Raw genomic sequence first — 20,609 nt, forward strand, 5'->3', positions numbered from 1 at the left:
TCGTGGGCGGACGGCACATCCCCGCGCACGCGGGGGTGGGCCCCAGGAGCCCACCCCAGAGCCGCACGATCCGCGGTGAGTCCACGGAAAGTTGTATGACGACTGACATCAGCACGCCCGACCAGAACGCCGTGCTCGAGAACGAGACGACGACGGAGACCGAGTTGGCCGAGCCACGCGACGAGGTGCGCCGCAACGACGTGATCGTCTGCTCGTTCTACACGGCGGACGACTACTACCGCGGACACGGGGAGCGGCTGCGCGCCGCGCTGGACCGCCTCGGCGTCGCGCACGAGCTGCGCGAGATCGCGATCCCCGAGGGCCTGGACTGGGCCGACGTGACGCGCAAGAAGGTGCCGTTCCTGGCCGAGGTGTGCGAGAAGCACCCGGACAAGAAGGTGTACTGGATCGACGTGGACTGCTCGCTGTCGTCGTTCCCGCCGCTGATCGCGGACTTCTCCGCCGACATCATCGGCTTCCAGCGCGGGTTCTCCTCGCCGCTGTCGATCGGGTACGCGAACCGCACGCGGTTCTGGGAGCCGGCCTTCTGGGGCGTCAACACGAGCCCGGCGGCTCGGCGCTTCGTGGCCGACGCGGCGGCGGCCGAGGCCGCGGGCGCGGACATCAAGGCGACCGACGACTACTTCTTCGAGGAGTCCTGGCGCAAGAACGCCGAGTCGCTGTCGTTCCAGATCATCCCGTCCGTCGCCGTGTTCTCCAAGGCGAAGCCGGAGATCACCGACGTCACGCCGTTCTTCTCGTTCGGGTCGAGCGGCAACGTCGAGGAGTTCAAGGGCAAGGTCGTGCAGCACGGGCGTGCGGGCCTGCCCGGAGGGGCCGCGGCGGGCGTGCCGATGCGGCGCCGCGTGCTCGACGTGCTGAAGAAGGTCGAACGCAAGCTTCCCGGGGACGCGCGCAACTCGCTGCGCCTCGTGGCCGACCGGGTCGGGGTCACGCACGTGCTGACGCACGGACTGAAGGAGGGCTTCAGCGGGTCCGGTCGCCGGATCCGCATCGCGAACCGCCTGGTCCGCGAGGGGCAGGCAGGCCGCGCGGACAAGGTGGCCGAGCTGTGGTCGCGGCTGGAGCAGATGGGCCCGGTGGACGACGCCGAGCGCGACGCCAAGCGGGCCGCCGACACGTTCGTGCGCTTCCGCACCACCGGCGACGGGACTCCGATCCCGCTGGCCTGGTGGCCGCGCCCCTACCCGGGTAACTTCGGTGACTGGCTGTCGCCCCTGGTGCTCGCGCACTACAGCGGACGCCCCCTGCGCTTCCTGGAGCCCGCCGCGCCGGTGAGCCGGCCGCACATCCTGTCGGTCGGGTCGATCGGCCGGTTCGTCAAGCCGAAGTCCGTGGTCGTCGGCACGGGCATCTCCAGCGACGACATCTCGCTCGAGCCCAAGGCCACCTACGTGTCCCTGCGCGGGCCGATCACCGCCGCGCGGGTCAAGGAGTCCGGAGGCCCCGAGGTCACGTCGTTCGGCGACCCGGGCCTGCTGCTGTCGCGGATCTACCCGTACGAGCGTGGCGAGACCAACGGCCGCGTCGCCCTGGTGCGCCATTTCACGCACGCGAACCTGCCGGTGGTGCTCCCGGAGGGCTGGGACGAGCTGTCGGTCCTGATGTCCTCGCCCGAGGACATCGAGGCGTTCGTCCGGCGCCTGGGCGAGTACGACGCCGTCGTCACCAGCGCCATGCACGTGATGATCGCGTGCCACTCCTACGGCATCCCGTGCGCCCTGGTGGTGTTCGAGGGCATGGAGGGCACCGTGCACGGCAACGGCGTGAAGTACCGCGACTACTCGCTGGGCGCCGGTCTGAGCCGCACGTTCGAGCCGGTCGGCGTGCCGCTGGACCTGAACGCCGTGAACCTGCCGGAGCTGGTCGTCACCGAGCGGGTGAGCGAGGCGAAGCTCGACGAGGTCGCCGAGGCGATCCGGACCGCCGTCGACACCTGGGCCGCGCGGGCCGCGCGCTGACCCTCCGGCGGCGAACCACGATGCACTCCGAACACTCGACGCCCCTCCTGACGATCGCGTACTCCTCGCTGGCCGAGCGCGCCGGCGACGTCGTCTGGCCGGAGCGCTTCGACGACATCGACCTCCTCCTGTGCGTCCAGGGCGACCTGCCGGACGACTTCGAGCCGCCCCCCGGGGTGCGCCTCGTGCGCGTTCCGGGGCGTGGCGTCGCCAGGAGCCGCAACGCGTCGCTGCGCCACGCGCGCGGCCGCTACCTGCTGTTCTGCGACGACGACGTGCGTGTCGACCTCGACGGCGTGCGGCGCGGCATCGACCATCTCCGGACCACGGGCAAGGCGATCGCACTGGGCCGGGGGATGGGCGCCGACGGTGAGCTGCGCAAGCGCTACGCCCCCGAGATCACCCCGCTGACGCTCTTCAACTCGGCGAAGGCCGCCACCTACGAGATGCTCGTCGACGCCGTCCAGCTGCGCACGCACGACGTGTGGTTCGACGAGCGCTTCGGCGCCGGCGCGGAGCTGTACCTGGGCGACGAGTACATCCTCGTCGCGGACCTCCTGCGCGCCGGTCTGGCGGGCGACGCCGTCCCGTTCGTGTACGGGATCCACCCGGTGGAGAGTTCCGGTTCCCGCTGGGGCGGCCGCGACGCCCACGCCCGCGCGGTCGTCCTCAACCGCGTCTTCGGCTGGGAGGCCCCGGCGATCCGGCTGGCCTTCGCGGTGCGGTCGCGCCACAAGCTCGGCGGCTGGCGCGCCGTGGCCCGCTTCGCCCTCAACGGCACCCGCCCCCCGGCAGACTGATCGGCCCCAGGGCGGCCACCGTCGTCTCGTGTGGTCGGTCCGATGTCATGGCGGTCGGCAGGTCGGGGGACCGACCACAACGACAAGGCGCCGACCGCTCGACATCGGACCGACCGCCCAGGGGCATTCGGTCAGACGGCGGCGCGGACCTGCTTCACCGCGTCCTCGACCGAGACCTCGCTGGTGTCGATCACCAGGTCCGCGTCGGTGGGCGTCTCGTAGGGAGAGCTGATCCCCGTGAAGTCCGGGATCTCGCCCGCCCGGGCCTTCGCGTAGAGGCCCTTGCGGTCCCGGGCCTCGCAGACCTCCAGCGGCGTGCTGATGTGCACCAGCAGGAAGCGCGCGCCCGCCTCCTCGGCCAGGGCGCGGACCTTCGCGCGGCCGGCGGCGAAGGGTGCGATGGGTGCGGCGACGGCGATACCGCCGTGCTTCGCGACGAGCGAGGCGACGTACCCGATCCGTTCCACGTTGGTCTCCCGCGACTCGCGGTCGAAGCCCAGCCCCTTGGACAGGTGGTGGCGCACGGCGTCGCCGTCGAGGAGCGTGGCACCCATGCCGTCGTCGTCCAGCTCGGCGGCCAGGGCCCGTGCGACCGTCGACTTGCCCGACCCCGACAGCCCGGTGAAGAACACCACCGTGCCCTGGCCGTGGCCCGCCGCGGCCGCACGCTCCACCTCGCGCGCGGCCGCGGCCGGGTAGAGGGCGGAGACGGCGCGCGCGTGCGCGTCCGGCAGCGCCGCGAGGGCGGCACGTGCCTCCGGCGAGCGGTCGTCGGCGGGAACGAACAGGCGTTCCGCACCGTAGGCCGTGGCGATGTCCGACGGCGTCGGCGCGGCACCCGGCGTCGCGGCCTCCGGGTCCGGCCGTGCGGGAGCGAGGGCCGACGAGGCCGGCGTCGTGGAACCGCGCGGATACGGGACGACGACCACCCGAGGCGCACCCGGGACCTCGGCGGCGAGGGCGAGCGCCGCCCGGGTGAGCCCGGCGGCGCCGACCGTGCCGGGAGCGGTGTGCCGGGACGCGGGGACGAGAAGCAGGACGTCGCCGCGGGTGGCCGCGCGGGCGGTCGCGGCGGCGTCCTCGGTGGTCGGCACCTCGGACACCCAGACCGCCGTCGTCCCCGGCGCGACGTCGGCGCGCACGTCCCGTGCCGGGGCGCGCAGGCGTTCGTCCCACTGGGGACCGAGCGCGGTGGCGATCGGCTTCACGGGTGACACGGAGCCGTCGGCGCCGACCTCGGCGAGCGGCGTGTTCTCGGTGTCCGTGAGTGTGACGGGCCCCTCGGCGAACGGCAGGCGGGGGATCGCGCCGCCGAGGACGAGTTCGAGGACGTCGAGCTCGTCCTCGGTCAGGACGCGGGCGGGGGAGCTGGTCATGGGCGGCGACTCGATTCGTCGATGCGGGTGGGCTCGTCAGGGGTGGACGGTGTCGTGGTGGGCGTCTGCCGCGTGCCGGTCTGCGTGGCGAAGCGACGCCTCACCCAGATCCATACCAGGTTGCCGCCCACCAGCGCAGCACTCGCGGCCGCGATGACGAGCCAGAGTGGCGCACCGAGGAGCTTGAGCCCGGACGCGAGCAGCAGGATCGCCAGAGCGCGCCGGATGATCCCTCCCGGGGCGCGGCTCGACACGTGCGCGCCGAACCAGGCGCCGGGGATCGCGCCGATGAGGAGCGAGACGGTCAGGCCCAGGGAGAAGTCTCCGTACAGGAGGTGGCCCAGGGAGGCGGCGGCGACCAGGGGGACGGCCTGGACCAGGTCGGTGCCCACGACCTGGGACGCCTTGAGCGCGGGGTACATCAGCAGCAGGATCACGATGATGATCGACCCGGCGCCCACGGAGGTCAGGCCGACCATGAGGCCGGCGACCGCGCCGAGCAGCACGGTGGGCAGCGGGCGCACCACCAGGTCGGGCGCGGTCGGCGCGACGGGGCCCTCGCCGAGGGCGGAGCGGGTGCGGACCATCTGCAGCACGGCGCGGACGACCAGCCCGCACGACGCGAGCAGCAGCGCGACGCCCAGGATGTACTTCAGGACCGTGTCGAGCTGGTCGCCGAACGGGATGATCCTGATGAGCAGGGCGCCGGAGAAGGCCGCCGGTACGGAACCCAGGCACAGCCAGCCCACGAGCGGCAGGTTCACCGTGCGGCGCCGCAGGTGCACGAACGCTCCGGCGGGCTTCATGAACAGGCTGGCCACGACGTCGGAGGAGACCGCCACGAGGGGGTCGACCCGGAACACGAAGATCAGCATCGGCGTCATCAGCGCGCCACCGCCCATGCCGGTCAGGCCGACGACGAAGCCCACCAGCAGGCCGCCCAGGACGAGGGGGAGGTCGACCATTATTTCCTACCTTTCCGGCCGGAGATCTCGACCATCAGTCTGCCATCAGCGGCGCTGATCGTCGAATGGTAGCCTCGGCGCGACCTCGGGGTTTCATCCGCTCGCGTCGCGTGGCGGACTCCGGGGTGTCATTGCGCCCCTGGATGCCGGCTGGAGACTGATGAACTCGCCCTCACCCCGCTTGCCCGCGGGGTCGCTCGATGACACCGCCCTGGCGGAAGCCCTGGCCGACGGGGCCGCGGAGGTGTTGCTCGCACTCCGTGCCGACGTCGACGCCGCGGGCGGCGCCTTCGACCCGAAGGCGTTCAAGGACGCCGGTGACGCCGCCGTCCAGGACTGGCTGGCGCGCGCCCTCGCGGTCGCCCGGCCGGACGACGCCACGCTGTCCGAGGAAGCGAAGGACGACGTGTCGCGCACGAGTGCAGATCGTGTGTGGATCATCGACCCCTTGGACGGTACCCGGGAGTTCGCGGAACGCCACACCGGCGCCGACGGGCCGGAGGGTGAGTGGCGCGACGACTTCGCCGTGCACGTCGCGCTCTGGGAGCGCGGCCCGGGGCTGACCGTCGGTGCCGTCGGCCTGCCTGGCCGGGGCGCGACCCTCACCACCGCGGACACGACACCGGGCGGCCCCGCGGACCCGGAGGCCGTGCTGCGGGGCGAGCGTCCCCTCCGGATCGCGGCCAGCCGGAGCCGTCCGCCGGAGTTCGTGGCTACCCTTGCCGAACGCGATGACGTCGAGCTCGTGCCGATGGGTTCGGCCGGGGTCAAGGTGATCTCCGTCGCAGGGGGTACCGTTGACGCTTACGTCCACAGCGGCGGGCAGTACGAGTGGGACTCGGCGGCACCGGTCGCGGTGGCCCAGGCTCGCGGACTCGTGTGCACCCGTCTCGACGGGGCTCCGCTCGAGTACAACCGGGAGAGTCCCTGGCTCCCCGACCTGTTCGTGTGTCACCCGGCACTCGCTGCGCGGCTTCGCGAGCTGCTCGACTCCGTCGGTGTCGAGTCGAAAGTCGCATCGATGAGCAAGGAAGGTGCTTGAGGAGTGAAGAGTCACGTCCTGAGCCAGTTGCGCAGCCTGGAGGCAGAGGCCATCCACATCATGCGCGAGGTGGTCGCGGAGATGCAGCGCCCGGTGCTGATGTTCTCCGGCGGCAAGGACTCCATCGTCATGCTGCACCTCGCGTCCAAGGCGTTCGCGCCGGCACGCATCCCGTTCCCGATCCTGCACGTTGACACCGGTCTGAACTTCCAGACCGTGCTGGACTGCCGTGACCGCTGGGCCACGCGTCTCGGCGTGCAGCTGGTCGTGGCGTCGGTGCCCGAGGCCATCGACCGCGGTCTGGTGCAGGAGGAGCCCAACGGCTCCCGCAACCGGATCCAGACCCCGGTCCTCCTCGAGGCCCTGGAGAAGCACGGCTTCGACGCCGCGTTCGGCGGTGGCCGCCGCGACGAGGAGAAGGCCCGCGCCAAGGAGCGCGTGTTCTCCTTCCGCGACGACTTCGGCCAGTGGGACCCGAAGAACCAGCGCCCCGAGATCTGGAACCTGTACAACGGCCGCGTCCACATGGGCGAGTCGATCCGGGTGTTCCCTCTGTCGAACTGGACGGAGCTCGACATCTGGTCGTACATCGAGGCCGAGGAGATCGACCTCCCCGACCTCTACCTCGCGCGGGAGCGCGAGGTGGTGAATCGCGGCGGCATGCTGTACGAGGTCAACGAGTTCACCCCGCTCAAGGACGGCGAGACCCCGGAGGTCAAGCTGACCCGCTACCGCACCGTCGGGGACGCGAACCTCACCGCCTGCGTCGAGTCCGAGGCGACCACGATGCGCCAGATCGTCGAGGAGGTCGCGGCCGTGCGCCTGACCGAACGCGGTGCGACGCGTGGCGACGACAAGGTGAGCGAGGCCGCCATGGAGGACCGCAAGAAGGAAGGCTACTTCTGATGACGACGGCGACGGAGGGCACCGAGGGCGCGGTTGCGCAGGAGCCCGGTGTGTACGAGGCCGGCTCGACCGATCTCCTGCGGTTCGCGACGGCCGGGTCGGTGGACGACGGCAAGTCGACCCTGATCGGGCGTCTGCTGTTCGACTCGAAGACGATCTTCGAGGACCAGCTCGAGTCGGTGGAGCAGGTCAGCAAGGACCGCGGCAACGACTACACGGACCTGGCGCTGCTGACCGACGGCCTGCGGTCCGAGCGTGAGCAGGGCATCACCATCGACGTGGCGTACCGCTACTTCGCCACGCCGAAGCGCAAGTTCATCATCGCGGACACGCCCGGGCACATCCAGTACACGCGGAACATGGTCACCGGGGCGTCGACCGCTGACGTCGCGCTGATCCTGGTCGACGCGCGCAAGGGCGTGCTGGAGCAGTCGCGCCGCCACACGTTCCTGGCCACCCTGCTGGGCGTTCCGCACGTCGTGGTGTGCGTGAACAAGATGGATCTCGTGGACTACTCGGAGGAGGTCTTCGAGAACATCCGCAGCGAGTTCACCGAGTTCGCCGCCCGGCTCCGGGTGCCGGACATGACGTTCATCCCGGTTTCCGCTCTCAAGGGCGACAACGTGGTGGACCGGTCCGCGAACATGCCCTGGTACGAGGGCACCACGCTGCTCAGCCACCTCGAGCGCCTCCACGTGGCCTCGGACCGCAACCTGGTGGACGTGCGCTTCCCGGTCCAGTACGTGATCCGGCCGCAGCAGAACGACGCGCGCGACTACCGCGGCTACGCGGGCACCGTCGCGTCCGGCGTGATGAAGCCGGGCGACCGGGTGCTCACCCTGCCCTCGGGCCTGGAGTCGACGATCGAGTCGATCGACACCGCCGACGGCCCGGTCGACGAGGCGTACCCGCCGATGTCCGTGACCGTGCGGCTGACCGACGAGATCGACATCTCGCGCGGCGACATGATCTGCCGGCCGAACAACTCGCCGACGGTCACGCAGGACATCGACGCCCAGATCTGCTGGATGGACGAGAGCGCGTCGCTCACGCAGGGCAAGAAGTACGCCATCAAGCACACGACGCGCTGGGCGCGGGCCATGGTCAAGGGCATCAACTACCGGGTGGACGTGAACACGCTGCACCGGGACGAGGAAGTGTCCGAGATCAAGCTGAACGAGATCGCCCGGATCAAGCTGCGCGTGACGCAGCCGCTGTTCGTCGACCAGTATCAGACGAACCATCAGACCGGTTCGTTCATCCTGGTGGACGAGTCCACGAACCGGACCGTCGCCGCCGGCATGGTCGGTGCCGTGCCGCACGGCTACTGACCAGCGGTTCTCCAGCAGGATCTCCACGACCAACCATGACCAAGGAGCGATAGCGGGTGAAGGTGTCGAAGTTCCATCTGGTCTCGGCGGCCACGGCCGTGCTCGGCCTTCTGGCGGCGGTGCTCGCCCTGGTCGGACTGTCCGGCCCGGCGCTGGCCGTGGTCGGCCTCGCGGTGGCCGCACTCGCGGTCGCCGTGGTGCTGGCCGACCGGCGTGCAGTGCGCAACGGTGGCAAGCCCGTCCGCGTGCCGAGCGGTGTCGGGACGTCCGGCGGTGACGTGGAGGCTCGTCTGGGCGCGCTCGACAAGCGTCTGGAGATGATGGAGCGCCGTCTGCTGTCCTCGCTGGACGCGGCCCGCCTCGAAGAGGCCGAACGTCGCCGCGCGGGGACGTCCGGCTAGAACGCGCCGCACCGAAGGGCGGATCCCGCAGGCTCGCGACCTGCAGGATCCGCCCTTCGGTCTGTCATGACCGCCCTCCCGGCCGCCGAGCCGGGACGGCGGTCAGGCGTCTGCCGTGATCTCGGTGACCCAGGCCTTCAGGGCGGCGGCCTCGTCCACCGGGACGGGCTCGGCCGCGGGGACGTCCGTAGGAGTGCGCAGGTCCACGCCGAGCGCGGCGCATTCCGCCGCGATGCGGTGGTACGGCGTCGGCGTCGCGGCCCCGAGGACGACGGCGTCGGTCGCTGAGGCGAGCAGCTGGTGCACCGTGATGTCCTCGGGCGCGAAGAGGACCGGGGACGTCGTCGCGCCGTCGAACGCCGGCACGAGCACGCGGCGCTGATGCGTGTTCAGGCGCATGCGGACGTCGCGACCGTCGTCGAGCAGCACCCGCACGGCCGCGGCGGTCGCTTCGAGGGCGGCCACGTCGTCGTCCAGGACGATGACCGCCGTGACGCGGTCGGCGGTCCGGATCGTGACGGTCTCCGGTGATGCGAAGGCGGCCGGCAGGCGCGTCTCCGTCGTGACGGCACCGTCCGGCGCGGACACGCCGCCGCCCCGGGGGCTCCAGAGGACCTCGGCGCCGAAACGGGCAGCCGCCCTGGCGACGTGCTGCGGGTCGTAGGTGGCGAGCGGTGCTTCCGGTGTCCGCGGCGCCCGATCCGTCAGCACCACCATCCTGTTCGTCCGCAGCCCCGGTTCCGTGCGGGGGAGGAAGGACAGGACCGCGGGGTCGACGGCCACCGCCGCGGCCGCGGTGATCCGCTCGTCCCACGGGACGTGTTCGACGGCGCCCGTCGCCACGAGTCGCTGGGCCGGGCGGAGCAGTTCGACCGGTGACCCGCTGTCGAAGTTGATCCCCTCGACCTGGATGATGCCGACCCGCTGCCCGGCCTCGGACAGCTTGGCGATCCAGGTCAGGGCGTCGCGCTCGCGGGCGCCGTCGTACCGCCAGTCCCCGAGGACGACGACGTCGAACGGGGCGGCGGGCTGAGGGCGCGCGAGGAACTTGCGCGGGCTGGGAAAGGGCCGCGGGCCGGAGCGGTCGAGATACGGGGACGATCCGGCACGGATCTCGCGGTGCCAGGAACGCGCCGCGGATTGGTAGACGAGACGGGCCGAGTGCCGCCAGCCGTGGCGGAAGTCGTCGCGGGAGAGGGAGCCCGCGCCCATGCGCATGACGAGGAGAGGCTCGGCGAGGTCGTCGAGGCGCCCCGGGATCGCGCTTTCCAGGCGGAGCTGGAACTCGGTGTCGGCAGCCTTGCGGACCGTGTCGAAGGCGCCGAGCACCGGCCACACCTGCTCGCGGCGGAACATGAGGGTGGGCGGCCCCGGCATCTCGTTGAGGTTGCGGCGGCGGGCCAGGACCAGATCCTCGGTCATCTTGAACGCCGTGGTCCGTACGGCCGAGACGTCCGGGTCGTCGGCGAGCCGAGTGACCTGACGCTGGATGCGCTCGGGATGCGCCCAGTCGTCCGAGTCGTGGAACGTGACGTAGGTGCCGCGCGCCTCGTCGATGGAGCGGTTGCGGGCCGCGTAGGTGCCGGCGTTCTGTTCCTGCGTGATCACCCGGACCCGGGGGTCGAGCGCCTCGGCTCGCGCGTAGATCTCGGCGTACTCCGGTCCGGAGGCGTCGTCGACGACGAGGATCTCCAGCTCGGCCCAGGTCTGGTCGATGAGCGACCGCACGGCCGTCAGGAGGTCCGGCCCCGGCCGGAAGGAGCTGACGACGATCGTGACGAGCTCGCCGTGGACGCTCCCCGGGGCGGCAGTGCCCCGCAACCGGTCGAACGGCGTCGCCGCGCCTTCGGCCGGGGCGAGCGTGATCGGGGTGAGGTCGCCGAGGAGCCGCGCCACCTCGTCCAGCCAGGCCTCCTCGGTGGAGGAGGGATCGACCCACGGGTTGGCGAGGTCGGTGCGCAGGCGCAGCAGCGTGCGGGGAGCGAGCGGGAGCCGGGCGAGGAGATCGGCCAGCTCGTCCGTTCGGCGGGTCTCGATCAGGAGCTCGGCCAGCAGGGTGGCCTGCGTGCTCTGCAGGGCCCGGGGCTTGCGGTGAGCCACGTCCAGGAGTTCGGCGAGAGCGGCGTCACGCTCGGCGTCGCTCATCGCGACGCCGGAGAACGAGTGGGCATATGCCGCGGCCCAGCCAGGCCGCGCCCAGCCCGCCGCGCGGTCCCTGATGTCGGCGAGCAGCGCGCGGTATTCGTCGGACTCGGTACGCAGTGCCGCTCTGGTGACGCTTGCCGGCGGGACCCGGAGGGCGAGGATCGCCTCGGCGAGTGCGGGGAGGTCGGTGCGTGTGCTGCTCATGGATGACTCTCTGGTCCGATCGTGACGTCCTGCGGCGACGTGTCATGGTACCGGGGAGCGGGAGGCCGCGCCGGTGGCATTTCCGTGGGCGGCTCCTGGACCGATAAACTCGGAGATCTGTGCAGGTTCGGCCCGACACAGACCCCTCAACGCGAACTCGTCGTGCCCCTGGCGCATCCTGGAGAATGATGACCCTCACAGCATCCACGGAGTCGCGGCGTGCCCGCATGGCGGCTCCCGGCGCGCACCCCGGTTTCCGTCCGGACATCGAGGGGCTCCGGGCTGTCGCGATCGGCTTGGTCCTGCTCTACCACGCGGGTTGGGGCATCGTCTCCGGTGGATTCATCGGCGTCGACGTGTTCTTCGTGCTGTCCGGGTTCCTGATCACGGGCCTGCTGATCCGTGAGGTCGAGCGGACCGGGCGGATCTCCCTCAAGGAGTTCTACGCGCGCCGCGCGAAGCGACTGCTTCCGGCCGCGGCCCTGGTGCTGGCGGTCTCGGCGCTGGTCACCTGGCTCACGGGCTCGGTCGTGGAGTGGGCCACGTTCGGCGGCGACATCGTCGCCGCAGCGATCTACCTGGTGAACTGGCGACTCGCCGAGCGGTCCGTGGACTACCTCGCCGAGGGCACGTCGCAGTCCCCTGTGCAGCACTTCTGGTCCCTCGCCGTCGAGGAGCAGTTCTACATCGTCTGGCCGCTGGTGCTGCTCGCCGTCGTGCTGATCGTGCGGCGCACGGGAATCCGGCTCCGCCCCGCGATGGCGACGGGCCTCGCGCTCGTCGCGATCCCGTCCCTGGTGTGGTCCGTCGTGGCCACGGCAAACCTGCCCGCCGAGGCGTTCTTCGTCACGACGACGCGCCTGTGGGAGCTCGCGATCGGCGCGTTCGTCGCCGTCGGGGCTCCCCTGTGGGCCAAGGTGCCGGTGCTCGCCGCGCGGATCCTCGGCTGGGCGGGCATGGCGGTGATCGCCGCCTGCGCCCTCGTGCTCGACGAGACCGCCGCCTGGCCGGGTTCCCTGGCTCTCCTGCCCACGCTGGCGACGGCGGCGGTGGTGGTCTCGGGCTCGAACGGGCATGCTCCGCGCCTGCTCTCGGCGCGTGGCATGGTGTGGATCGGCGGACTGTCCTACTCGCTGTACCTGTGGCACTGGCCGCTGCTGATCGGCGCGACGAACCTGCTGGGCGGAATCGACGCGATCACCGGCACCCTCGTCGTAATCGGGGCGATTCTGCCGGCCTGGCTCTCGCTCCGCCTGGTCGAGAATCCCATCAGGCGGGCGCCCGCGCTCGCTCGGTCCGCGGGCCGCACCCTGGTGATGGGGCTGGTGCTCACCCTGGTGGGCGTGCTGGCCGGGTTCGCGCTCGTGCGCGGCGTGCCGCAGGTGGAGACCGTGGCGGAGGGCGAGGTGCAGGGCGCGGCCGTGCTGCGGCAGGACGGGGACGGCAGCCGGTCAGGCATCGAGATCACCGATTCGGTCGAGGCGATGACGCCGCAGCCGGTCGCCGCGGTCGACGACGTCCCGAGCGCGTACGACCGCGGTTGCCAGGTGTCGCAGGACGCCGTCGTGCCCGACTACTGTGAGTACGGCGATCCGGAGGGCGGCAGGCTGGTCGTGCTCGCCGGTGACTCGAAGGCCCTGCAATGGGTGGATGCCCTTGATCGGATCGCAAAGGACGAGGGCTGGCGCCTGCTGGTCGCGACCAAGTCGTCCTGCGGGCTGTACGATGCCATACCCGCGACCGAAGGGCCCGCGTACGAGGCGTGCCAGCAGTACAACACCGCGCTGCTCGGCGAGCTGGTCGAGATGAAACCGGCCGCGGTGATCGTCTCCCAGCGGCACAGCCTCGCGATCGATCCGGTCACCGGGGAGCCGTCACGACAGGCGATGGTCGAGGGAACCGCGCGTGCCTGGAAGACGCTCGTCGGGGCCGGGATCGAGGTCACCACGATTCTGGACAACCCGGTCCCGGTCGGTGTGGCGGGCGGTGGGGTGTACAAGTGCGTCGCGGAGAACCTGGACACGCTGACGGCGTGCTCGTTCGACCGTGCCGAGGCCGTGGAGAGCAGTGGCGCCCCCGCGCAGAAGGCCGCGGCGGCTCGGGTGCCGGAGGTGAAGGCGGTCACTGTGGTCGACCTGTTCTGCGACGAGAAGCGCTGTCCCGCGGTCATCGGGAACGTGCTCGTCTACCGGCAGGGATCACACGTGACCAACACCTACGCCCTGTCCGCGGTCCCGATCCTGAGGGAAAGGCTGCGGTAGTTCGCGAGAGGCTGACTTCCGCCCGGTCAGGCCGATCGACCATGTGGCCGAGCGGCTCCGACCGGTGCCGGACTGGGACACGCCAGCCGCGTAGGCGCGGTCGCGTGCCCGGTTCGAACCCATCCTGTCATCGGTTCGAACCGGGCACGGGGACTCGCGGGCCGGCGTCAGTCCTCGACCGCCGCCAGCGCGTTCGTGATGCCGTCACCGTAGAAGGAGTTCTCCTCCAGGGAGCCCACGCACGCGGGACCACGGTCCACCGGCCCGCACGCGTGGTCCGTGGCCTGGGCGCGGATCTGCCGCTCCATGCGGCGCGGCGACCAGTCGGGGTGTTCCGACTTCATCAGCGCCAGGACGCCCGCGACGTGCGGGGAGGCCATCGACGTGCCGCTGTACAGCGCGTAGCCGTGCCCCGTCACCGTGGACAGGATCCGCGAGCCCGGCGCAGCGACGTCGATCTTGCCGAGGCCGCGGTTGGAGAAGGACGACAGGTTCGCCTCCGCGTCGATCGAGGACACGGTCACGACGCCGTCGAGCTCGGCGGGAATGTCCTCGCAGCCCGAGTTGATGACGCGGTCGATCGCCTCCGAGTCGTTCGGGCTGCTGCTGTCGCTCGTGTTGTTCGCCAGGTCGGTCGCGGCGTTGCCGGCCGCCGCCGCGTGCACCACGCCCCGACGAGTGGAGAAGTTCACCGCGCGGCGCACGGCCTCCTTGGCGGCGAACTGGTCCGGCTGGTCCTCGCACCAGTACATGAACGGGTCGATGTAGTAGCTGTTGTTCGTCACGTCCATGCCCGTGAGGCCGGCCCACATGAATCCGCAGATCGCGTACTCGGGGAAGATGTAGCCCTGGTCGTTGACGACCTTGACCGAGGCCATCGTCACCCCGGGCGCCACGCCCACGATGCCCGTGCCGTTGCGGGCCGCCGCCACCGTGCCGGCCACGTGCGTGCCGTGCGACGACGTCGTCGGCCACCAGCCCTGGGCCGACGTGTCGGGGCGCCCCGCGTCGGTGCAGTTCACCGACAGGTCCTCGGACACCTGACCCGCCAGGTCGGGGTGGTCGGCCTCGATGCCGCTGTCCAGGATGCCGACGACGACGTCCGGCGACCCGTCGGTGATCTCGTGCGCCGCGTCCGCCTGGATCAGGGACATGTCCCACTGCTCGTTCTCGCGGGGGTCCTCCTCGACCATCGCGTCGAACTCCGCGTCGGTGGCGGCGTCCGCCGTCGCGCCGCTCGCGGCCGTACCCGACCGCGATGACGGCGCCCGCTGGGCCTCCGGCCCGGCGACCTCGGCGGGCGTGCCCTCGTACGGCGTCGCGGTGCGCGTCGCGCCGACCGAGTCGACGGCCCACCGGCCGGGGCCCGAGACGACGTCGTCCCGGAACGAGCCGTTGGTGGAGTGCGCGACCACGACGCCGATCTCCGGCCACGACTGGACGACGACGCCGTCGGCGGCCCGGACGGCCCACTCCACCGCGCGGGTCTTGCCCGGCGTCGCACGCTTGGCGTTGACCACGTACGAGAACGTCTCGCCGTCGGGTGTGACGACCGGGACGGGCGTCGAGGGGGGCTCGTCCGTGGCCGAGGCGCTCGCCGACAGGCCGAACGACGTGGCGGCGAGCACCGCCACGGACGCGACCGCGAGGCCGCGCGCGGGACGGGGGTATCGCATGCGCATGGTTGCTCCCTGAGGTTGGCAGGTCCCGTGGTCCGGGACCAGAGGGCAACTTACGGGTTCACCCGACATTCGGGAAAGTGTCCGACAATAAAGTCACCCGCTGGAAACATACCGGCATGGGCTAGCTCTCGCGAGAAGAGTCGGCGTTGACCGCTGCGCGCGTGGCGTGGCCGGTCAGCGGCCCGCGGCGTAGCCCTGGGCGCCGCGGGGGTTGGCGGCCGCACCGAGGAGCCCGGTCGACGGGTCACGGGTCACTGCCGAGAGCCGACCCAGCGCCCAGTCGCCCGCCCGCACGACCTGGTGGCCGCGGGCGGTGAGGGCGGCGATCACGTCGTCGCCCAGCCGGTCCTCGACCACCAGGCCGCCGGGTGTCCACGTGCGCGGCCAGAACGAGCCCGGGAAGGACGTGGTGTGCCACGCCGGCGCGTCGATGGCCTGCTGGGGCGTGTAGCCGCCGGCGAGCACGCGGAGAAGGAACAGCAGCTGCCACTGGTCCTGCTGGTCGCCGCCGGGGGAGCCGCAGGCGAGCACGGGTTCGCCGTCGCGCAGCACGAGGGTCGGGGTGAGCGTGGTGCGGGGCCGCCGTCCGGGGACGAGGGCCGACGGCGAGGCGGGGTCCAGCCACGTCATCTGCAGCCGCGTGCCGAGGCAGAAACCGAGGCCCGGGACGGTGGGGGAGGACTGCAGCCAGCCACCCGACGGGGTCGCGCTGATGATGTTTCCCCAGCGGTCGACGACGTCGATGTGGCAGGTGTCGCCGCGGGTGACGCCCAGGGCGTCCGGGGGGAGGTCATCGGCCGGGTGGGCCTGGCGCCCGGCGGGCGCGGCCGGTGGGCCGGGGACGGTCGGCTCACCCACGCCGGCCGCCGCACCGCCCGACGGCGCACCGGGCAGGGAACCCGCCGGGGCCGTGGTCGTGTACTCGGTGCGCAGCGGGGGCACGGGCGGCGTGGTGCGTCCCGGGACGTCGCCGGGACGGATCTCGTGGCTCGCGGTGTCGCCGATGAGGTCGCGCCGCCGGGCCGCGTACTCCGGGGACAACAGGTGGTCCAGCGGGACGTGGTCCGCGCGTGCGCCGGCGGGGACGTGCCCCGCGCCGGTCCCGCTTGCCGTGCCGTCCGTGCCCGTGTCCCCGTACCAGACGTCGCGGTCCGCCAGCGCGAGCTTCTGCGCCTCGGCGACGGTGTGGACGCCGGCGGCGGTGGACGGGTCCAGCAGGTCGTCGTCGTACCCGTCGAGGATGGTCAGCGTCTGCAGGAGGGCCGGGCCCTGCCCCCAGGCGCCGGTCTTGACGATCGTGCGGTCCCGGAACCGGGCGGTGACGGGTTCCTCGAAGGTGGCGCGGAACCCGGCGACGTCGTCGGCCGTCATGACCCCGGCGTGGTCGGCACCGTCGGAGTGACGGTGCGGAGTGCGGACGAACTCCTCGATCGCGGGGCCGACGACCTCGCGCCACCGGGCGCGGGCGGCCTCCACGCCCGCCTCACGGGAGGACGCGGCGTCGGCCGCCGCGACCAGGGAGTCCAGCAGGTCGGCATAGTCCGGGTCGGTGATCAGCTCGCCCGGTGCGGGCGGGGCGCCGCCGGGCATCCACCGCGCGGCCGAGGTGGGCCAGTGCTCGCGGAACAGTCGCTGCACCGCCGCGATGGTGAGGCTCACGCGTTCCAGGACCGGGTGGCCGGACCGCGCGTAGCCGGTCGCGTACGACAGGACGTCGCCCACGGTCCACGTGCCGCGGTCGCGCAGGAGCAGCAGCCAGGCGTCGACGGCACCGGGTACGGCGGCCGCCAGCGCACCCGAACCGGGCACGAGGTCCAGGCCCTCGGCGCGGTAGCGGTCGATGGTCGCCGCGGCCGGTGCGGGCCCCTGGCCGGCCAGCACGCGGGGTCGGCCGGGATCGTCGGCGGAGGCGATGACGGCCGTCATGTCGCCGGCGGGGCCGTTCAGGTGCGGTTCGACGACGTGCAGGACGAAGGCGCCCGCGCAGGCGGCGTCGAACGCGTTGCCGCCGCGCTCCAGGACCGACTGCGCGGTCGCGGTCGCGATCCAGTGCGTGGACGCGGCCATGCCGAACGTGCCGGTCAGGTCGGGGCGGGTGGTGGAAGCGGGCGGCGGAGCGAAGGGCACGACGCCACCGTAGCCGGAGGGTCGGACACGCGGTGTCAGCCCGCCGTCACCGCGTAGGCGCCGGCCTCGTCGGCGGACAGGTCACCCGTCTCGCCGTCGCGCACGGCACGCCCGCCGAGGACGTACACGTACGCCCAGAACGCCGCCAGCGCGATCGCCCCGATGACGATCTTCAGCCACCAGAACATCGACGACCCGGTCACGAAGCCCTCGATCAGGCCGGAGACACCGAGCGTCACCATGAGCGTGACGGCGGCCGTGACGAGCGCGCGCCCCTCGCGTGCCAGCGACGTCGACCGCTTGAGCGGGCCGGGGTCCACCCACGACCAGAAGAGGCGCAGGCCCGCGGCCCCGGCGACGAAGATCGCCGTCAGCTCGAGCAGACCGTGCGGGGTGATCAGGGTCAGGAACGTGTCGAGCTCGCCGTGCGCGGCCATCATCCCTCCGATGGAACCCACGGCCACCGAGTTCTGCCACAGCACGAACAGCGGGTAGATCCCTGTGATCCCACCCCCGATGCACTGCCACGCGATCTTGAAGTTGTTGAGCCACACCAGGCCGGCGAACTCCGCGCCGGGATCGTAGTACGCCGCGAACGCCTCGTTGACATAGCGTTCCTGTTCCGACGGCGTGCCCATGGCGCGCAACGCCTCCGGGTCGGTGGCCACGTTCACCCCGGCGATGACGGCGACCAGCAGAGCCCCCGCCGTGATCGCATGCGTCCACCAGCGGATGCGGTACAGCGCCGCGGGCGCCGTGACCACCGCGAACCGCACCACGCCGCGCCACGAGGGCTCGTGCGATCCCGCGATCTTCGCGCGGGCACGCACCAGGAGCTCGGACAGGCGAGACACCACCGCCGGGTCGGGTGCCGCCGACCGGACCGTGGACAGATGCGTCGCCACCGCCTGGTAGAGCCGCACCAGCTCGTCCGCCTCGGCGCCGTCCAGGCGGCGGCGTCGGGCGAGCTCCGAGAGGCGCTCCCACTCCTTCGAGTGCACGGCGGTGAAGGCATCGATGTCCACGGCCGATAGTCTGCCGCACACCGGGGACATCCCCTAGATTCTGTCCTGGTGCAGGACGGCCCCGGCAAGGAGATCACGTGCACGACGGCATCGTCATCGGCGAGGGAGTGCTCCTCGACGCGCGCCCGGCCGGGTTCATCTCGCGCACACTCGCGGTGCTGCTCGACCTGATCACGCTGGGCGCCCTGGTGATCACCCTGCTCCTGCTCGCGATCCCGTGGCTGACCGAACAACTGCTGCGCGGAGAGCCAGGATTCGACGCGCTGCTGATCACGAACCTGGCGGTCACGATCGCGGTCATGGTGGGCGTCCCGACGGCGGTCGAGACGCTGACGCGCGGGCGATCGCTCGGCAAGCTCGCCGCGGGAATCCGCGTCGTGCGGGACGACGGCGGCCCGATCCGTTTCCGGCACGCCTTCGTCCGGGCCCTCGTGGGCATCTTCGAGCTCTGGCTCACCTTGGGTTTCCTCGCCGTGATCACCTCGCTGATCAACCGCCGCGGCAAGCGCCTGGGTGACCTCGCCGCCGGAACGTACGTGGTCCGCGTGCGGGGCGGGCACACGCCGTCGGCCCCCGTCGTCATGCCGCTGGAACTGGCCGCCTGGGCGGACACCACCGACATGCGCCGACTGCCCGACGGGCTGGCGCTCGCGGCCCGGCAGTTCCTCGGGCGGGCACACAAGCTGGCGCCGCAGTCCCGCCACCGCCTCGCGGACGACCTGGCCGGCCGCATCGAGCCGTACGTCGCGCCCGGCCCGCCCGTCGGGACGCATCCCGAGGCGTTCCTGCACGCCGTGCTGGCGGAGCGGCGGCTGCGCGAGGAGGACGCGGCGCGCCTGCGGCAGTCGCGCGCCGACCAGCACGCCAGCCTGCTGCACCGCCTCCCGTACGCGGTTCCGGACCTGCGCGACTGACGCCGTGTCCCGCGCGCCCGAGTCCTCGGACACAGGGCCCCGGTGCCCGGGCACCGCGCGCACACGGCGCCGACCCAGGTGGTCAGGCCGGGACCCGCGCGCGGGACGCCTTTGTGCACGCCGTGTCGGAGTGTCGCGCTAGGGTGGCGACGGAGCACCGAACGACACGTCGTGGTGTGCCGGAAGCCACGAGCACCTGGGAGAAAAGCCTGTGACGACGCCAGCCAGTCCTGACGGCGGTTCGGGCACGCCCGCCCCCCAGAACGGGTGGGGTGAGCCGCCGCGCTACGGCCAGTACGCGCCGGGATACGGTCCGGGCCAGCAGGCCGCCGGCGTGCCCGGGGCCGGAGCGGCGTCGCCGCAGTCGGCGCCCCAGTACGGGCAGGGCCAGTACGGCCAGGGGCAGTACGGGCAGGGGCAGTACGGGCAGGGGCAGTACGGGCAGCAGCCGGGACCCGGGTACGGCGGGCCGTCCGGTCCGCTTCCGCCGCTCGCCGAGAAGCCGGGCATCATCCCCTTGCGCCCGCTCTCGCTCGGGGAGATCTACGACGGCGCCTTCCAGGCGGTGCGGCACAACCCGGGCGTGGTCCTCGGGTTCACCACGATCGTGCTGGCGGTCGCCGCCGCGGTGGGCGCCCTGCTCAGCCTCCCGCTCACCACGATCTTCGCGGACCTGTGGGGCCAGCTCGAGGACGCGATCGCGGCCGAGTCCGCGGACCCGGCCGATGTCGCGGCCATGAGCCAGATGAGCGGCCTGATCCCCGGGCTGTACGGGGTGGGGCTCGGCACCGGGGTCACGCTGGCGCTCGCCGCACCCCTCGCGGTGGGAGGCGTCGCCCTCTCCGTCAGCGAGTCGGTCATGGACAAGAAGGTCACCATGGCCGAGACCTGGCGCCGTGTGGGTCCGCGCTGGTGGTTCCTCGTCGCACTCGGCCTGCTGCGCGGGCTCGCCGTGGTCGTCGTGTTCCTGGTCGCGGTCGCCGTGGTGGCGGGCATGTTCGCGCTCGACACAGGCCTCGGGGTGTTCGGGATCTTCCTGGCCCTGGCGGGCCTGCTGGTCTTCGGTTTCTGGTTCGTCGTCCGGACTCTGCTCATGGCCCCGGCGATGGTGCTCGAGCGTCAGGGGTTCTGGGGCACCGTGGTGCGCGCCTGGCGTCTGACGCGGGGCGTCTTCTGGCGCATGCTCGGGATCTACCTGCTCACGTACCTGATCCTCTCCTTCCTGGCGCAGATCATCAGCGCGCCCATCTCGTACGGATTCGGTTTCGCGTCGGTGATGGCGAGCCCGATCGTCGTGCAGATCGGCATCGCGCTCACGACCCTGGTCGTCGCCCTGCTGGAGACGATCTTCATGGGCGCCGTCGTCGCCCTGCTCTACATCGACACGCGGATGCGCCGTGAGGGCCTCGACGTCCAGCTCGCGGCGGCCACGGCGGACCGATGACGGC

Annotated in this window: 15 protein-coding genes; 9 read left to right on the top strand and 6 right to left on the bottom strand. The window is 72.0% G+C overall.

Features of this window, described 5'->3' with window-relative positions; all coding sequences use genetic code 11:
• Positions 1–95: 95 nt before the first annotated feature.
• Both EDD34_RS03495 and EDD34_RS03500 read left to right on the top strand, forming a co-directional pair.
• A complete protein-coding gene (locus EDD34_RS03495) occupies positions 96–1,982 on the top strand; it encodes a polysaccharide pyruvyl transferase family protein (protein ID WP_123813336.1) in 1,887 nt (628 codons plus the stop codon).
• Between the two features lie 20 nt (positions 1,983–2,002).
• Positions 2,003–2,782: a glycosyltransferase gene (locus EDD34_RS03500; protein ID WP_123813337.1), complete on the top strand. Its 780-nt coding sequence runs from the start codon at positions 2,003–2,005 to the stop codon at positions 2,780–2,782.
• Between the two features lie 131 nt (positions 2,783–2,913).
• Here the strand turns inward: EDD34_RS03500 and cysC are convergent, their stop codons facing one another.
• Both cysC and EDD34_RS03510 read right to left on the bottom strand, forming a co-directional pair.
• Positions 2,914–4,158, bottom strand: coding sequence for an adenylyl-sulfate kinase (cysC, locus tag EDD34_RS03505; protein ID WP_123813338.1), 1,245 nt, complete (start codon positions 4,156–4,158; stop codon positions 2,914–2,916).
• A complete protein-coding gene (locus EDD34_RS03510) occupies positions 4,155–5,123 on the bottom strand; it encodes a sulfite exporter TauE/SafE family protein (protein WP_170176959.1) in 969 nt (322 codons plus the stop codon). Before EDD34_RS03510 ends, cysC begins: the two co-directional genes overlap by 4 nt.
• Before the next feature lie 160 nt (positions 5,124–5,283).
• On the opposite strand from EDD34_RS03510, the gene EDD34_RS03515 reads away from it, so the two are divergent.
• The 4 genes from EDD34_RS03515 to EDD34_RS03530 are packed head-to-tail and all read left to right on the top strand — an operon-like array spanning position 5,284 to position 8,803.
• On the top strand, positions 5,284–6,165 hold the full coding sequence (locus EDD34_RS03515; protein ID WP_123813340.1) for a 3'(2'),5'-bisphosphate nucleotidase CysQ: 882 nt from the start codon (positions 5,284–5,286) through the stop codon (positions 6,163–6,165).
• 3 nt (positions 6,166–6,168) lie between these two features.
• A complete protein-coding gene (cysD, locus tag EDD34_RS03520) occupies positions 6,169–7,071 on the top strand; it encodes a sulfate adenylyltransferase subunit CysD (RefSeq protein ID WP_123813341.1) in 903 nt (300 codons plus the stop codon).
• Complete coding sequence (gene cysN, locus EDD34_RS03525) at positions 7,071–8,402, top strand: sulfate adenylyltransferase subunit CysN (protein WP_123813342.1); 1,332 nt, start codon at positions 7,071–7,073, stop codon at positions 8,400–8,402. The genes cysD and cysN overlap by 1 nt, the downstream gene beginning before the upstream one ends.
• Before the next feature lie 56 nt (positions 8,403–8,458).
• The gene (locus EDD34_RS03530; RefSeq protein WP_123813343.1) at positions 8,459–8,803 is read left to right on the top strand and encodes a hypothetical protein; all 345 of its coding nucleotides are present in this window, start codon (positions 8,459–8,461) and stop codon (positions 8,801–8,803) included.
• A 102-nt stretch (positions 8,804–8,905) separates the two neighbouring features.
• On the opposite strand, the gene EDD34_RS03535 is transcribed toward EDD34_RS03530, so the two are convergent.
• Positions 8,906–11,152 carry a glycosyltransferase family 2 protein gene (locus tag EDD34_RS03535; protein ID WP_123813344.1) on the bottom strand — a complete coding sequence of 749 codons (2,247 nt, stop codon included), beginning with the start codon at positions 11,150–11,152 and terminating at the stop codon, positions 8,906–8,908.
• Between the two features lie 188 nt (positions 11,153–11,340).
• Between EDD34_RS03535 and EDD34_RS03540 the strand changes: the two genes are divergently transcribed.
• Positions 11,341–13,413 (top strand): acyltransferase family protein, encoded by a 2,073-nt coding sequence (locus EDD34_RS03540; protein WP_170176960.1) that lies wholly within the window; start codon positions 11,341–11,343, stop codon positions 13,411–13,413.
• Positions 13,414–13,580: 167 nt separating this feature from the next.
• Here EDD34_RS03540 and EDD34_RS03545 read toward each other — a convergent pair whose 3' ends face one another.
• From EDD34_RS03545 to EDD34_RS03555, 3 genes are all read right to left on the bottom strand, one after another.
• A complete protein-coding gene (locus EDD34_RS03545) occupies positions 13,581–15,095 on the bottom strand; it encodes a S8 family peptidase (RefSeq protein WP_342774799.1) in 1,515 nt (504 codons plus the stop codon).
• A gap of 174 nt (positions 15,096–15,269) precedes the next feature.
• On the bottom strand, positions 15,270–17,162 hold the full coding sequence (locus EDD34_RS03550; protein WP_211341665.1) for a gamma-glutamyltransferase family protein: 1,893 nt from the start codon (positions 17,160–17,162) through the stop codon (positions 15,270–15,272).
• 95 nt (positions 17,163–17,257) lie between these two features.
• The gene (locus tag EDD34_RS03555; RefSeq protein WP_123813348.1) at positions 17,258–18,247 is read right to left on the bottom strand and encodes a stage II sporulation protein M; all 990 of its coding nucleotides are present in this window, start codon (positions 18,245–18,247) and stop codon (positions 17,258–17,260) included.
• Between the two features lie 77 nt (positions 18,248–18,324).
• On the opposite strand from EDD34_RS03555, the gene EDD34_RS03560 reads away from it, so the two are divergent.
• Together EDD34_RS03560 and EDD34_RS03565 are read left to right on the top strand one after the other, a co-directional pair.
• Positions 18,325–19,161: an RDD family protein gene (locus tag EDD34_RS03560; RefSeq protein ID WP_123813349.1), complete on the top strand. Its 837-nt coding sequence runs from the start codon at positions 18,325–18,327 to the stop codon at positions 19,159–19,161.
• 211 nt (positions 19,162–19,372) lie between these two features.
• On the top strand, positions 19,373–20,605 hold the full coding sequence (locus EDD34_RS03565) for a DUF7847 domain-containing protein (protein WP_123813350.1): 1,233 nt from the start codon (positions 19,373–19,375) through the stop codon (positions 20,603–20,605).
• Positions 20,606–20,609 lie beyond the last annotated feature (4 nt).

This window comes from Myceligenerans xiligouense, assembly GCF_003814695.1.
Lineage (GTDB): Bacteria > Actinomycetota > Actinomycetes > Actinomycetales > Cellulomonadaceae > Myceligenerans > Myceligenerans xiligouense.